Raw genomic sequence first — 14,897 nt, forward strand, 5'->3', positions numbered from 1 at the left:
TCAGGCTCCCCAATAAAGTCGGTTCGGATTGTCCACCAGCAGTTTGCGCTGCTGCTCCGGCGTCGGCGCGATGTGCGGGATGAAGTCCACCAGCAGGCCGTCGTCGGGCATGTGGTCCTTCAGGTTCGGATGCGGCCAGTCGGTGCCCCAGAGCACGCGATCCGGGAACTCGTCCACGATACGCCGGGCAAACGGGACCACATCGCGGTAGGCATTTTGCTCGCCGTTCAAAGCCTTCGGGCCGGTCACGCTCAGGCGCTCCGGGCAGGTGACCTTGCTCCAGACGTTGCCGTGCTCGCGCATGAACTTCAGGAACAGCCCGAACTCGGGGCCGTCCACCGGCTTGCTCACATCGGGGCGGCCCATGTGGTCCACCACCACGGTGGTCGGCAGTGCGGTGAAGAAGTCCCACAGTTCGGGCAGGTCCACCGCCTCGAAGTAGATCACCACGTGCCAGCCCCATTGGGCAATGCGGCCGGCAATTTCCAGCAGCTCTTCTTTGGGTGTGAAGTCCACCAGGCGCTTGACGAAGTTGAAGCGCACGCCGCGCACGCCGGCGTCGTGCATGGCCTGCAGATCGCCATCGCTCACGCTGCGCCGCACGGTGGCGACGCCGCGCGCGCGGCCGTTGGCGGCGTGCAGCGCATCGAGCAGCGCGCTGTTGTCGGCGCCGTGGCAGGTGGCCTGCACGATCACGTTCTTCTCGAAACCCAGGTGGTCGCGCAGCGCGAACAGCTGGGCCTTGCTGGCGTCGCACGGTGTGTACTTGCGCTCGGGCGCATAGGGAAACTCGGCGCCGGGGCCGAACACGTGGCAGTGCGCGTCCACGCTGCCTGCGGGCAGCTGGAACCGGGGCTTGCTCGGGCCGGCATACCAGTCGAGCCAGCCAGGGGTCTTGGTGAAATCACCGGTGGTGGGTTTTGACATGGTGTATCTTCAGTCGATGTATTTGAGGCCGGCTTTTTCCAGCGGCTCGCGCATCTTGTACAGGTCCAGGCCCAGCACGCCCGCGGCGAACTTGGCGCGTTTTTCGCCCTCGAAGCTTTCGCGCTTCTCGGCCGCATCGGCCACCTGTTGCGCAATCGCGGCGGGCACCACCACGACGCCGTCCGCGTCGGCCACCACCACGTCACCCGGATTGACCAGGGCACCGGCGCACACCACGGGAATATTCACCGAGCCCAGCGTGGCCTTGATCGTGCCCTTGGCATGAATGGCGCGGCTGAACACCGGAAAATCCATCTTCTCCAGTTCGGCCACATCGCGCACGCCCGCATCGATGATCAGGCCCCTGGCACCGCGCGCCTTGAAGCTGGTCGCCAGCAGGTCGCCAAAGAAGCCGTCGAAGTTGTCGGTGGTGCAGGCGGCCACGGCCACGTCGCCGCTCTGCAACTGCTCGGCGGCCACGTGCATCATCCAGTTGTCGCCCGGCTGCAGCAGGATGGTCACCGCCGTGCCGCACAGGCGGGCGCCCGTGTAGATGGGGCGCATGTAGGGCTTCATCAGGCCGACCCGGCCCATGGCCTCATGCACGGTGGCAACACCGAATTGCGAGAGCTTTTCGACCGCGGCCTTGTCGGCGCGCACGATGTTGCGTTTCACGATACCCAGTTGATTCATGCTCATGGTGAGTCTCCTTGTTTGGTTACTTGCCCTTGGCCTTCAATGCAGCGTCCAGCCGCGGAAACACCCGGCGCGCATTCCCTTCGTAGATCTGGTGGCGGTCGGCCGCGCTCAGGATCTTGCTGGCCTCGATATAGCGCTTGGTGTCGTCGTAGTAGTGGCCCGTCTCGGGGTCGATGCCGCGCACCGCGCCGATCATCTCCGAGGCGAACAGCACGTTCTTCACCGGGATCACGGTGTTCAGCAGGTCGATGCCGGGCTGGTGGTAGACGCAGGTGTCGAAGTAGATGTTGTTCAGCAGGTGCTCGGACAGCAGCGGTTTCTTGAGCTCCTGCGCCAGGCCCCGGAATCGCCCCCAGTGGTAGGGCACGGCGCCGCCGCCGTGCGGGATCAGGAAGCGCAGCGTCGGGAAGTCCTTGAACAGGTCCGAGGTCAGGCACTGCATGAAGGCCGTGGTGTCCGCGTTCAGGTAGTGCGCGCCGGTCGTGTGGAAGGCCGGGTTGCAGCTCGTGCTGACGTGGATCATCGCAGGGATGTCGTACTCGACCATCTTTTCGTAGATCGGGTACCAGTGCCGGTCCGACAGCGGCGGCGAATTCCAGTGGCCGCCCGAGGGGTCGGGGTTCAGGTTGATGCCGACGTTGCCGTATTCCTTCACGCATTTCTCGAGTTCGGGAATGCAGGTCTTGGGATCCACCCCCGGCGACTGCGGCAGCATGGCGGCCGGGACGAAGTGGTCAGGGAACAGCTGCGACACGCGGTAGCACAGTTCGTTGCAGATCGCGGCCCAGGCCTGGGACACCTCGAAGTCGCCGATGTGGTGCGCCATGAAGCTCGCGCGCGGGCTGAAGATGGTCAGGTCGGAGCCGCGCTCCTTCATCTTGGCGAGCTGATTCGTTTCAATCGATTCGCGCAACTCGTCGTCGCTGATGCGCAGGTCCGCCACGCGGGGCTTGAGGGCCGGGTCCTTGATGCCGGCAATTTGCTGGTTGCGCCAGTTCTCCAGCGCCTTGGGCGCCGTGGTGTAGTGGCCGTGGCAGTCGATGATCATGGTCGCGTCCTTCCCGTGTCGATGGATCGTTGAAGCAGAAAATCAATATAGCGCTTGCGGGGGTCCCTGCGAGGCCGGCAGCCAAATGGCCGCATCCCCGCCTTGCCCTTTACCGCCGCCCGGCATGGCGCAAGCGGTGTTCTCATGCGCTCGATTGTGGTCGCGCGGGCGCCAAAAATGAAGGGGATGGGGTCACTAGCAGCTATATCATTCAGGCATGGCCGGATGAGGGCCATTCAACCATTGTTTCCCATGGACTTAAAACAGATCGAGTATTTCGTGCGGGTCGCCGAGCTCGGCAGCTTCACGCGCGCCTCCGTCGTGCTGAATGTGGCGCAGCCGGCGCTGAGCCGCCAGGTGCGGCTGCTCGAGGTCGAGCTGCGGCAAAACCTGCTGGTGCGCAACGGCCGCGGCGCCAGCCCCACCGAGGCCGGCAAGCTGCTGCTGGAACACGGCCGCGGCATCCTGCACCAGGTCGAGCGCGCGCGCGAGGAGCTGGGCCGGGTGCGCGGCGCGCTGGCCGGCCAGGTCGCCCTGGGCCTGCCGCCGAGCCTTGCGAAGGTGCTGACGGTGCCGCTCACGCGCGCTGCGCGCTCGCAGTTGCCTGATGCCGCGCTGTCGATCAGCGAAGGCCTGTCGGTGTCACTGCGCGAAGCGCTGGTCACGGGACGGCTCGACATTGCGCTGCTGTACAACACCCTGCCGACACCGGGCATCGAGGCGACGGCGCTGCTGCACGAGGAGTTGTTTCTGGTGCAGCGCCGGGTGCCGGCATCGCGCCGCGCACGCGCAGCCCCGATCACGCTGCGCGAGCTGGCGGCGATCCCGCTCGTCATCCCGACCCGGCCCAACGCCATGCGCATGCTGGTCGAGTCCGAACTGGCGCGACTCGGCTGCCGGCCGCAGATCGCGCTGGAGATCGACGGCGTGCCCGCGATCCTCGACCTGGTGGCCGATGGCGCCGGCAGCGCCGTGCTGTCCATGAACGCCGTGGCCACCTCGGGCAAGGCGTCAAACTACATCACGCGGCCGATCCGCACGCCGTCGCTGCGCAGCGAGCTGTCGCTCGCGGTCAGCTCGCTGCGCCCTGCCACGCTGACCCAGCAGGCCATGCTGGCGCTGCTTCGCGAGACCCTTGGCACCGTCCTCACCACCGCTTGAACCACCATGACACCCACCATCCCTTTGCTGGTCCTGTGCCCGCTGCCACAGCCGTACCTCGCGCAGATCGCCGCCGCCTATGACGTGATCCATGCGCCGGATGCCGCGCTGCGCGCCCAGGCCATCGCGGCCCACGGCATGCGCGTGCGGGCCGTGCTGACCATTGGCCCGATCGGCCTCACGGGCGCCGAGATCGCCGCCCTGCCCGCGCTGGAGCTGGTCTGCGCGCTCGGCGCGGGCTACGAGCAGATCGACGTGGCGGCCGCACGAGCGCGCGGCATCGTCGTGGCGAACGGCGCCGGCACCAACGACGACTGCGTGGCCGACCATGCCTTCGGCCTGCTGATCGCGGCCGTGCGCGGCATCGTGCAGCTGGATCGCGCCTGCCGCGATGGCGTGTGGCGCGACCAGATCCCCGACTACGCGCCCTCGGTCTCGGGCAAGCGGCTCGGCATCCTGGGCTACGGGCTGATCGGGCAAAAGATCGCGCGGCGCGCCGGCGGCTTCGACATGACGGTGGGCTACCACAGCCGCCACCGCCGGGACGGCGCGGCGCCCGCCTGGTTCGACAGCCCGCTGGCGCTGGCGCGCTGGTGCGACTTCCTGGTGGTGGCCACGCCCGGCGGCGCCGGCACGCGGCACCTGGTGAACGAGGCGGTGCTGGAGGCCATCGGCCCGCAGGGGGCGCTGGTGAACATCGCGCGCGGCAGCGTGGTCGACACGCAGGCGCTGGCGCGGGTGCTGCGCGAGCGCCGCCTCGGCGCGGCCGGCATCGACGTCTATGAGAGCGAGCCGCACCGGCCCGAGGAGCTCATCGCGCTGCCCAACATCGTGCTCACGCCGCACGTTGCGGGGCGCTCGCCCGAGGCGGTGCAGGCGACCGTCACGCGCTTTCTCGCCAACATGCAGGCGCACTTTGCAGGCCGGCCGGTGCTCTCGCCGGTGTGATGGGGCTCACCCCCTGGCTGCGCGCACTTCGTGTCGCTTCGCCACCCCCCTCGCCGGGGGCAGCACCTGCGGCCCGGCCAAGCCGGTTCCGCGGTATTCCTGGCATTTGGCCGCGCCGGTTTTATGCCTCGCGGGTCGGGCGAAGCGCAATGGAAAGACTTACGAGAAAAGTGCCGCCAGCCCATGCCGGCTATGCACAAACAGCTACTTTTTGGATAGCAAAGACGGCTCGCGCGCCGCGATCAGACGGTCCGCATAGTCCTGCCAGCGCGCGTCCTTCGCAAGACCCGCGAACACGCCGGCGCGCGCCTGATCGGCTACCCATTGCTGCTTGTCGGCGATGGCGGCGGCCATGAAGGGCACAAAGCCCGCCTCACGCACGGTGTTGGCCGACTCGCGCATTTCCTCGGCGCGGCGCTGGCCGTGCTGTACCACGCGGCTGAAGAAATAGGCGCCGGTCTGTGGCCAGTCGATGCTGGGGAAGGTTTCGGCCAGGGTCGGCAGCACATGGTCTTCCACGCCATAGGCGCGCGCGGTGGTGTAGCTCTCGATCACCAGCGCCTCCAGCCCCTTGATCATCACGCTGCGGCACATCTTGATCGCGCTGGCCACGCCGAGCCGCTCGCTCACCACCTTGGCGTCCATGCCCCAGGCGGTGAGCACGCCCGCCAGTGCCGCGGCATGCGCGCCGCCCAGCAGCATCGGCACCCGGATGCCATAGGGCGGCACCGAGGTCATGACACCGGCCTCGACGTAGTGCGCCCCGCGGGCGTCGATCAGCGCGGCGCACTGCTCCTTGGTCCCGGGCGAGGCCGAGTTGAGATCCAGAAACAGGGTGCCCGGTCGAATGTGCTGCGCGGCCTCCTGCGCCACCGCCAGGGTATTGGAGGCCGTCACGGCGGAGACGATGAGGTCGCTCGCCGCGCACAGTGCCCCCATCGAATCGTGCACCGTGACGCCGGCCTGCGCCGCATGCGCGCGCTCGGGGCCTTGCGTCGCCGCAGCGGCGAACTTCAGGTCCCAGGCGCCCGTGCCCGCGACGCCGGGCTTGTCTTTCAGCCCCGCCGAAAACGTTTTGCCGACTTCGCCGTAGCCGATCAGGCCGATGTGCTGTGGTTGCATGTGATGGACCTTCCCGCTTGAGCTGGTTATTGCTGAGGAATGCCTGCGCTCTTGATGACACCGCCCCAGCGCCGGATCTCGGCACCCAGCAGCTCGGCCAGCTGCGCCGGCGTGCCAGGCCGGGGCTGAACGTTGATCTGGGTCAGGCTGTGGATCACATCAGGCGACTTCAGCGCGGCGACGACCTCCTGGTTCAGTCGCTGCAGCACGTCGGGGGGCGTCTTGGCGGGCGCGGCCAGAGCGTTCCACGAGGCGGCGTAGAACCCGGCCAGCGCACCGCCGCTCTCGCGCACGGTGGGCACCTGAGGAAGTTCGGGTGCGCGCTTCTCGCCCATCACGGCCAGCGCACGCAGAGTTCCTCCGCGGATCTGCGACATCATCGGACTGAGCACCTCCACCCCGGCGTCGATCTGCCCGCTGCGCAGCGCGGTGAGGACCGCGCCGGTCGCGTTGAAGGGAACGATCTGCGCATGGATGCCGGCCGTGGTCTTGAACAGTTGTGCGGCGAGGTTCTGCGTGCTGCCGATATTCACGGTGCCCAGGTTGAGCTTGTCGGGATTTGCCCGGGCAAAGGCCAGCAGGTCCGCCAGTGTCTTGAAGCGCGAATCCGCGGGCACGACAAACACGATGTCGAAAAAGCCAAGCGTCGAGATCGGGGCGAAGTCCTTTTGCGCATCGAACGGCAAGTGCCTGAACAAGCCTTCGCTCACGGCGGTGCCGTTGCTCATGAGCAGCAGGGTGTAGCCGTCGGGCGCGGCCCGGGCCACCAGTTCACCCGCCACCACACCGCCCGCCCCCGGACGGTTTTCGATGATCACGCTTTGGTGCAGTTGTTCGCCGAGTTTTTTGGCCACGATGCGGGCCGTCACATCGGCCACACCGCCCGGACCGAACGGCACGACGATCTTGATGAGCCGGCTGGGCCAGTCTGCCGCGCGCGCCACGCCAGACCATGACATGGATGCAGCCAGGGCTGCGGCGGCGCTTTGGAGGAAGGGGCGGCGTTGCATTTTCAAGAATCCCTTTCTTTAAATCACCAGCCCGCCGATTTGCGCATCGAACCGTTCCGCGCTACGGTAGCCGGGTTGATTCGTGATGCCAATTGACTTGCAAAAATCAGAAGCTGGTCCGCATACCCACATCGTAGCCAGTACCGTTACCGTAGCTAAACCCCGGAAAAGCGCCAGGACGAACGGTCAGCGGTCACGCCGTACGGCCAATGGGTCGCACTCAGCGTGTCACCGAAAAGACGGCCCGTCCGGTCGATGCAAGAACGTCCTGTTGATCTGCCGGACTCAACTGGCTGGTCGCCGCGAGGGCGTAGCCGACCATCTTCGAGTAGTCCATCATCGTATTCCCGGCGTCAGACCCCCACATCACGTGATTGGCGCCGAACACCTTGACCAGTTGGCCGACAAGGCCTCGCGTCAAAGCAAGGTCGAACTTCAGGCGCTCGAAGTTTTCGGTTGTGAATTTCAGATAGACGTTGTGGTGTTTTGCCAGAGCGGCGTAGGAATCGTCGATACCGTAGGACGGAGCCCCCTCGGCGGCCGGCCAGTCGCAATGGTCCAGCACGATCTTTGCCTTCGGGAACTGGTCGGCGAGACGGCCAATCTCCTGGAGGAACTTCGGGTCCGGGCTCCTGGGATAGGGCATCAGCTCGACGACCAGGCCCTGGTCGTTGGCCACTTGCCATAGCTTCAGCATGCCTTCCGAGCTCATCCAGGGGTAGCCGCCGTCCGGCGCTCTCTGACCCAGTTTGCGAAAGCCCACGACCCCGTCGTTTTTGACGAGCCGAGTCAGCTCCTCGGCTGCATCAGGCTTCGCCGGATCGACGATCGCGACCGGCACGACCTTCCCCTTGTTGCCCGCGGCGACTGACAGGAGGTACCGGTTATCGGACACGTAGGCGGCGCCGTACTGGATGCCAACCCCGCCCCCGACGCCGTTGTCTTGCCATTCGCGAAAGACCTTCGTCGTGTCGTTGGGCTGATTCGCGGCGCGTGCCTCCATTACGGCCTTGCCCATGTAGGCATGCTCGGCATGGAGCGGAAATTTCGCGAAGTCACTGCTGTAGAAGTGGGTGTGCGTGTCGAACAGCGCAAAGCCCGGACCTTGCGCCCTGGCCACGGGTATGAGCGCGCAGGCCATGCCGCCCGCCACAACGATATTCGCAACAATATTGGAGAATTTCATTTCAGTCCGCCTGGATATGGGCCGCCTTGATCACGCCGGCCCATTTATCGATCTCGGTGTGCAGGAAGGCACTGAACTGATCTGGCGTGCTCGGTGTGATCACCGCGCCGAGCGACATCAACCGCTCGCGCACGGCAGGGTCGGCCAGCGCCTTGGTCGTCTCGGCGTTCAGGCGAGCCACGATCTCGCTCGGCGTGCCGGCCGGCGCCAGCAAACCCCACCAGACACTGGCCTCAAAGCCCGGCAGGCCCGACTCGGCCAGCGTCGGCACTTCGGGCAGGAGCGCAATGCGCTGGCTGCCGCTGGCACCCAGCGCACGCAGCCGCCCGGACTTCACGTGCGCCAGCACTTCCAGCGGGTTGAGCAGCATGAACGAGGTGCGCCCCGCGATCAGGTCCACCAGGGCGGGTGCGCCGCCCTTGTAGGGCACATGCATCGCGTCGATGTGGGCGGTCGAGGCCAGCAGCGCGCCGGCGAGATGTCCCGAGCTGCCGTTGCCGGCCGAGCCGTAGGTGAGTTGGCCCGGATGCTTCTCGCCCCACGCCAGCAACTCCCGTGTCGTTTTAAAGGGCTGGGATGATGCCGTCACCAGCACCAGCGGCGCATAGCCCAGGCGCGAGATGGGCGCGAAGTCGCGCAGCGTGTTGAACGGCAGCTTCGGATACAGCGTCATGTTGGTCGCCAGGCCGTTGGCGCCCACCAGCAGGGTATAGCCGTCGGGCGCGGCCTTGGCCACCACGTCGGCACCGATGTCGCCGTTGGCGCCGGGCTTGTTTTCAACCAGCACCGGCTGGCCGAGCTGCGTCGACAGGCGCGCGCCGATCACGCGCGCCACCGTGTCCACGGCACCGCCGGCGGCGAACGGCACGACGAGGCGCAGTGGCCTGGACGGGTAGCCCTGCTCCGCAAAGGCGCCCAGCGAGAGCGCGAGGCCCAAGGCGGGCAGCAGGCTGCGCGCCGCCCGGCGGAAAAAAGTCTGAGTCATGAGTGAAGCTCCATGGAAGAAGTGAATGAAGGATTCATTGCTGGGGAATGCCGGCGCTTTTGATGACTCCGCCCCAGCGCCGGATCTCGCTGCCGAGCAACTCGGCCAGCTGCGCCGGCGTGCCGGGCCGGGGCTGAACGTTGATCTGGGTCAGGCTGTGGATCACGTCGGGCGATTGCAGCGCGGCGACGACCTCCTGGTTCAGTCGCTGCAGCACGTCGGGGGGCGTTTTGGCGGGCGCGGCCAGCGCGTTCCACGAGGCCACGTTGAATTGGGCCAGCGCGCCGCCGCTCTCGCGCACGGTGGGTACCTGTGGCAGATCCGGTGCGCGCTTCTCGCCCATCGCGGCCAAAGCGCGCACGGCGCCGGCACGGATCTGCGACATGATGGAGCTCAGCCCCACTACCGCAGCGTCGATCTGGCCACTGCGCAGCACGGTGAGGACCGCTCCGTTGCCATTGAACGGTACGATCTGTGCATGCAGGCCGGCCGTGGTCTTGAACAGTTGTGCGGCCAGGTTCTGCGTACTGCCGATGTTGATGGTGCCCAGGCTGAGCTTGTCGGGATTCCCGCGGGCATAGGCCAGCAGGTCCGCCAGCGTCTTGAAGCGCGAATCCGCGGGCACGACGATCACGAGGTCGAAAAAACCAAGGGTCGAAATCGGGGCGAAGTCTTTTTGTGCATCGAACGGGAGATGCTTGAACAGACCCTCACTCACCGCCGTGCCGTTGGTCATAAGCAGCAGGGTGTAGCCGTCCGGTGCCGCCCGCGCCACCAGTTCACCGGCCACGACCCCGCCCGCGCCCGGGCGGTTTTCGATGATCACGCTTTGGTGCAACTGCTCGCTGAGTTTCTGGCCGACAATTCGGGCCGTCACGTCGGCTTCGCCACCAGGGCCGAACGGTACGACGATTTTGATGGGTCTGACGGGCCAGCCTGCAGCGCGGGCCAGGTTGGCACCCAAGGCTGATGCTGCCAGCGCTGCGGCCGTCGTCTGGAGAATGTGGCGTCGTTTCATTTTTCACAGGTCCTCTTCAAGCTTTGTCCAGGTGAATCGGAGGCTGGCGGCTGCCATACCTATGCCGTGGTCACGCCTGCCGCCGTCTCAGGCGCGCGCCACGCCCAGCAGCCTGTCCAGCAACTCGGGGCGCTCGCGCAGTTCCTGCGCCGTGCCCGCGTGCACGACCGTGCCGCGGTCCAGCACCACGGCGCGGTCGGAAATCGCCAGGATGGCCTGCGGATGCTGCTCGACGATGATGGCCGACAGACCCTCCTCGCGCGTGATGCGCCGGATCGCACGCAGCAGCTCTTCCACGATGATCGGCGCCAGCCCTTCGAGCGGCTCGTCGAGCAGCAGCAGCCGCGGGTTCAGCACCAGCGCGCGGCCCACGGCCAGCATTTGCTGCTCGCCGCCCGACAGCTGCGTGCCCAGGTTGGTCTTGCGCTCGGCCAGGCGCGGGAACATCTCGTACACGCGCTCGGGCGTCCAGCGCCGCGCCGTGCTGCCGGCCCGACCGGCCCGCTCCACCGCCGTCAGGTTCTCGTGCACCGTGAGCGACTTGAAGATGTTGCGTTCCTGCGGCACCCAGCCGATACCGGCGGCCGCGCGCTGGTAAGACGCCAGCTTGTGCAGCGTCACATCGCCCAGCATGATGCTGCCGCCATGCTGGCGCGTCGCGCCGGCCAGCGTATTGATCAGCGTCGTCTTGCCGGTGCCATTGCGCCCCAGCAGCGCCAGCGTGTCGCCCTCGGCCAATGTCAGCGACACGTTCTGCAGCACCACGGCCTCGCCGTAGCCGGCGCTCAGGTTTTCTACTTTGAGCAGCTCAGGCATGCTCGCTCTCCCCATGCCCCAGGTACACCGCCTTGACCTGCGGGTCGCTGGCAATCTGCTCGGGGTCGCCCTCGGTCAGCACCGCGCCGTTGACGAGCACCGTCATGCGGCTGGCGAAGCTGAAGACCAGATCCATGTCGTGTTCGATCAGCAGCACCGAGACGTCGGCGGGCAGTGCCGCCACGGTCTGCAGCAGTTCCTCGCGCTCGCCCGCCGGCACGCCCGCCACCGGCTCGTCGAGCAGCAGCACGCGCGGCTCGCAAGCCAGCGCGATGGCAATCTCCAGCAGGCGGCGTTTGCCATAGGCCAGCACCTGCGTGGGCTGGTTCTGCACGTCGGCAAGGTGAAATTGTTCAAGCAGCTTCTGGGCCCGCTGTGCTACATCTTTACTAGCACCAAGCGCATGCCACCATTGGGCTCCCAGTCCTTTTTGCTTAGAAATCACGAGCGCCAGCGTCTGCAGCGGCGTCATGGAGTCGAACAGCTGGTTGATCTGGAAGGTGCGCACCATGCCGCGGCGCACGCGCTGGTGCGGCGCCAGCTGCGTGATGTCCTGGCCCTCCAGCACGATGCGTCCCTCGGACGGCTGCAGCACGCCGGTGAGCAGGTTGATCAGCGTCGTCTTGCCGGCGCCGTTCGGGCCGATCAGCGCATGGCGCGCGCCGCGGTGCAGACTCAAAGTGACGTTGCTGGTGGCGGTGATGCCGCCAAAGCGTTTGACCAGCCCCTGGGCCGACAGCACGACCTCGGGCTGCGCGGAATTCACGCCACTCATGAGCCGCTCCTTCGCCACCAGGTCCACGGGCGCAGCAAACGCTCGCGCCCGACGCGCACCAGCAGCACCAGGATCAGGCCGATCCAGAACATCCAGTACTGCGGCGTGATGGAGGACAGGTTGTCCTGCAGCAGCTTGAACACGATGGCGCCGGCAATGCCGCCGTACAGCCAGCCGACCCCGCCGATCACCAGCATCAGCAGCACGTCGGCCGAGCGGTCGAAGGCCAGCACGTCGAGCGAGGCAAAGCCCGTGGTCTGTGCCAGCAGGGCGCCGGCGGCACCGGCCACGGCGGCGGCCACGGTGTAGATCACGACCAGGCGCGAGCGCACCGGAATGCCGATGGCCATGGCGCGCAGGCGGTTGTCGCGGATGGCCTTGAGCGTGGCGCCAAAGGGCGAGTTGACGAGCCGGCGCAGCACCAGGAACAGCAGCAGCAGCACCGACAGCGAATACCAGGCGGCGGTGCGCCCGGACAGGTCGAATTCAAACCGGCCCAGCACCGGGCCGAGAATCACGCCCTGCAGGCCGTCGGCGCCGCCGGTGAGCCAGTCCAGCTTGTTGGCCAGCTCCAGCAGGATCAGGGCGATGCCCAGCGTGACCATCAGGCGGGTCAGGTCGGTGCCGCGCAGGATGGTGATGCTGCACAGCGCGCCCAGGAGTGCCGACAGCGCCATTGCCACCAGCAGGCCGACCACCGGATCGGGCATGACGAGCTTGGCGAACAGCGCGCCCGTGTAAGCGCCGAAGCCGAAGAACGCCGCATGGCCGAGCGAGACAATGCCGGTGTAACCCAGGATCAGGTCCAGCGAGATGGCGAACAGCGCCACGATGGCGATCTCGTTGATCATCAGCGCCTGGCTGGGCAGCAGCCACGGCGCGGCAAACGCCAGCAGCCACACCAGCGGCTCCCACGCCCGCCAGCGCGACAGTTGCAGCAACTCGGCGCGGGCGTCGCGCGGTGACAGGGGCGGCATCACTTGCCTCCCTTGCGCGTGAACAGGCCTTCGGGCCGCCACATCAGGATCAGGATCATGAGCGTGTAGACGATGAAAGCGCCCAGCGTGGGAATGAAGTACTTGCCCGCCACATCGGCAATGCCCAGCAGCAGCGCGGCCAGCAGCGGCCCGGTGATGGACGAGGTGCCGCCGACCGACACCACGATCAGGAAGTAGATCATGTACTTGAGCGGAAAGGTCGGATCCAGCCCCAGGATTTCGGCGCCCAGCGCACCGCCCAGGCCCGCCAGCCCGGAGCCCACCGCAAACGTCAGCAGAAACACCACGTTGACGTTGATGCCCAGGCCGGCGGCCACGCGCGGGTCATCGACGGACGCGCGCAGGCGGCTGCCGAAACGCGTGCGCGACAGCAGCAGCTGCAGCGCGACGGTAAGCAGAGCGCACAGCACGATGATGAACAGCCGGTAATGCCCCATGCCCAGCATCCAGGCGCCGTGGCCGATCTCGGTGCGCCCGCTCAGCCATTCGGGCAGCTGCACGTTCTGCTGGCTCGATCCCATGAAGTAGTCGACCCCCGCGACCGCCATGAAGGCCAGTCCGATGGAAAACAGCACCTGGTCGAGGGGCGGCTTGCTGTACATGGGGCGGTACAGCGTGCGCTCCAGCAGCGCGCCGAGCAGGCCGACCAGCACGAAAGCCAGCAGCAGGCACCACAGGAACGGCACGCCCAGGCGCTGCATCAGCAGTACCGTGATGTAGCCGCCGGCCATGGCAAAGGCGCCGTGCGCCAGGTTGATGAAGTTCATCAGGCCCAGCGTCACCGCCAGGCCGACGGCGAGCACGAACAGCAGCATGCCGTAGGCAATGCCGTCAAAAAGAATGGTGATCACGTCTGGAGGGAGAGGCCGCGCAACGTCACGTCCTGTTTACTTTTTGCTCTTGCCCGGATCCTTGACGTCCTTGATCACGTCGAACTCGACGTTGTAGAGCTGGCCGTCGACCTTTTCGACCTTGCGCAGGTAAACGTTCTGCACGATGTCGCGGGTCTGCGCATCGATATAGATCGGGCCGCGCGGGCTCTCGAAAATCTGCCCCTTCATCGCGGCCAGCAGTGCATCGCCGCCGCCCTGCCCCTTGGTCTTCTTGAGCGCTTCATAGATCACGTGCATGCCGTCATAGCCGCCCACGGCCATGAAGTTGGGGCGCATGCCCTTGTTGGCGGCGCCAAAAGCGGCGACAAACTTCTTGTTCATGGCCGACGGATGGGCCGCGGAGTAGTGATGCGAGGTCACAACGCCCAGGGCGCCATTGCCCATGTCGTTGAGCTGGTCGTCATCGGTCACGTCGCCGGTGGCGATCAGCTTGATGCCGGCCTTGCCCATGCCGCGCTCGAGAAACTGCTTCATGACCGCGGCACCCGCGCCCGAGGGCACGAACACGAACAGCGCGTCCGGATTTTCGTCGCGCACCTTTTGCAGGAACGGCGCGAAGTCCGGGTTGCGCAGCGGCACACGCAGCGAGTCGATGACGCGCCCGCCGTTGAAGGTCAGGCGCTCCTTGAAGTATTTCTCGGCATCAATGCCGGGGCCGTAGTCGCTGACCAGCGTGACGACCTTCGTGATGCCGTTCTTCGGCGCCCAGTCCGCCAGCGCCACCGAGACCTGCGGCAAGGTGAAGCTGGTGCGCACGATGTAGGGCGAGGCCTCGGTGATGCTCGAGGTGGCCGCGGCCATCACCACTTCAGGGGTCTTGGACTGCGTGGCAATCGGTGCCGTGGCCAGCGCCGACGGCGTGATGCCGAAGCCCGCCAGCACGTTGACCTTGTCGTTCACCACCAGTTCCTGCGCGAGCCGCTTGGTCACGTCGGGCAGGCTGGTGTCGTCCTTGACGATCAGCTCGACCTTCTTGCCCGCCACCATGTCGCCGTTTTGCGCCATGTACAGGCGCACCCCGGCCTCGACCTGGCGTCCCGTCGATGCCTGCTGCCCGGTCATGGGCAGGATCAGGCCGATCTTGAAGGTGTTGCTCTGCGCCAGCGCACTGAGCGATGGCAGCGACATGGCCGCCAGAGCAGTGGCGCTGAGAAATACTCTTTTTTTCATGGGTGTCTCCAGGGTGAATCGGGTCATGGGAATCGTCGCTTGTTCGACACATTGGCGCCATCGGATCAAACCCGCACCGCACTATTACGACAGATCGGCGCGCTGGCAAGGCCAATTTGCGACTACTTGTTATAGCAAATT

The 14,897-nt window shown here is 66.4% G+C and carries 15 protein-coding genes; 2 read left to right on the forward strand and 13 right to left on the reverse strand.

What is annotated here, in order from left to right:
• From B0E49_RS04770 to B0E49_RS04780, 3 genes are read right to left on the reverse strand one after another with little or no spacing between them, the layout of a single operon-like run.
• The gene (locus B0E49_RS04770) at positions 1–927 is read right to left on the reverse strand and encodes an amidohydrolase family protein (protein WP_077560815.1); all 927 of its coding nucleotides are present in this window, start codon (positions 925–927) and stop codon (positions 1–3) included.
• Between the two features lie 9 nt (positions 928–936).
• The gene (gene ligK, locus B0E49_RS04775; RefSeq protein ID WP_502688697.1) at positions 937–1,620 is read right to left on the reverse strand and encodes a 4-carboxy-4-hydroxy-2-oxoadipate aldolase/oxaloacetate decarboxylase; all 684 of its coding nucleotides are present in this window, start codon (positions 1,618–1,620) and stop codon (positions 937–939) included.
• Between the two features lie 25 nt (positions 1,621–1,645).
• Entirely contained in the window at positions 1,646–2,674 is a 1,029-nt protein-coding gene (locus tag B0E49_RS04780; protein ID WP_077560817.1) for an amidohydrolase family protein, read from the reverse strand.
• A 252-nt stretch (positions 2,675–2,926) separates the two neighbouring features.
• Between B0E49_RS04780 and B0E49_RS04785 the strand changes: the two genes are divergently transcribed.
• Positions 2,927–3,835: a LysR substrate-binding domain-containing protein gene (locus B0E49_RS04785; RefSeq protein WP_077560818.1), complete on the forward strand. Its 909-nt coding sequence runs from the start codon at positions 2,927–2,929 to the stop codon at positions 3,833–3,835.
• A 6-nt stretch (positions 3,836–3,841) separates the two neighbouring features.
• Positions 3,842–4,783 carry a 2-hydroxyacid dehydrogenase gene (locus B0E49_RS04790; RefSeq protein ID WP_077560819.1) on the forward strand — a complete coding sequence of 314 codons (942 nt, stop codon included), beginning with the start codon at positions 3,842–3,844 and terminating at the stop codon, positions 4,781–4,783.
• A 204-nt stretch (positions 4,784–4,987) separates the two neighbouring features.
• Here B0E49_RS04790 and B0E49_RS04800 read toward each other — a convergent pair whose 3' ends face one another.
• The 10 genes from B0E49_RS04800 to B0E49_RS04845 all read right to left on the reverse strand — a co-directional run bounded on the left by B0E49_RS04800 (position 4,988) and on the right by B0E49_RS04845 (position 14,756).
• On the reverse strand, positions 4,988–5,905 hold the full coding sequence (locus tag B0E49_RS04800; protein ID WP_077560821.1) for an NAD(P)-dependent oxidoreductase: 918 nt from the start codon (positions 5,903–5,905) through the stop codon (positions 4,988–4,990).
• Positions 5,906–5,931: 26 nt separating this feature from the next.
• Entirely contained in the window at positions 5,932–6,915 is a 984-nt protein-coding gene (locus tag B0E49_RS04805; protein ID WP_077560822.1) for a Bug family tripartite tricarboxylate transporter substrate binding protein, read from the reverse strand.
• A gap of 220 nt (positions 6,916–7,135) precedes the next feature.
• Entirely contained in the window at positions 7,136–8,101 is a 966-nt protein-coding gene (locus tag B0E49_RS04810) for an amidohydrolase family protein (RefSeq protein ID WP_077560823.1), read from the reverse strand.
• A 1-nt stretch (position 8,102) separates the two neighbouring features.
• Entirely contained in the window at positions 8,103–9,086 is a 984-nt protein-coding gene (locus B0E49_RS04815; protein WP_077560824.1) for a tripartite tricarboxylate transporter substrate binding protein, read from the reverse strand.
• Between the two features lie 34 nt (positions 9,087–9,120).
• Positions 9,121–10,104, reverse strand: a complete 984-nt coding sequence (locus tag B0E49_RS04820; RefSeq protein ID WP_077560825.1) for a Bug family tripartite tricarboxylate transporter substrate binding protein — start codon at positions 10,102–10,104, stop codon at positions 9,121–9,123.
• 87 nt (positions 10,105–10,191) lie between these two features.
• Positions 10,192–10,920: an ABC transporter ATP-binding protein gene (locus B0E49_RS04825; protein WP_077560826.1), complete on the reverse strand. Its 729-nt coding sequence runs from the start codon at positions 10,918–10,920 to the stop codon at positions 10,192–10,194.
• The gene (locus tag B0E49_RS04830; RefSeq protein ID WP_077560827.1) at positions 10,913–11,695 is read right to left on the reverse strand and encodes an ABC transporter ATP-binding protein; all 783 of its coding nucleotides are present in this window, start codon (positions 11,693–11,695) and stop codon (positions 10,913–10,915) included. The genes B0E49_RS04825 and B0E49_RS04830 overlap by 8 nt, the downstream gene beginning before the upstream one ends.
• Positions 11,692–12,672, reverse strand: a complete 981-nt coding sequence (locus B0E49_RS04835; protein ID WP_077560828.1) for a branched-chain amino acid ABC transporter permease — start codon at positions 12,670–12,672, stop codon at positions 11,692–11,694. The genes B0E49_RS04830 and B0E49_RS04835 overlap by 4 nt, the downstream gene beginning before the upstream one ends.
• A complete protein-coding gene (locus tag B0E49_RS04840; protein WP_077560829.1) occupies positions 12,672–13,544 on the reverse strand; it encodes a branched-chain amino acid ABC transporter permease in 873 nt (290 codons plus the stop codon). The genes B0E49_RS04835 and B0E49_RS04840 overlap by 1 nt, the downstream gene beginning before the upstream one ends.
• 36 nt (positions 13,545–13,580) lie before the next feature.
• On the reverse strand, positions 13,581–14,756 hold the full coding sequence (locus B0E49_RS04845; RefSeq protein ID WP_077560830.1) for an ABC transporter substrate-binding protein: 1,176 nt from the start codon (positions 14,754–14,756) through the stop codon (positions 13,581–13,583).
• Between the last annotated feature and the right edge of the window lie 141 nt (positions 14,757–14,897).

Source organism: Polaromonas sp. C04 (assembly GCF_002002705.1).
GTDB lineage: Bacteria > Pseudomonadota > Gammaproteobacteria > Burkholderiales > Burkholderiaceae_C > Rhodoferax_A.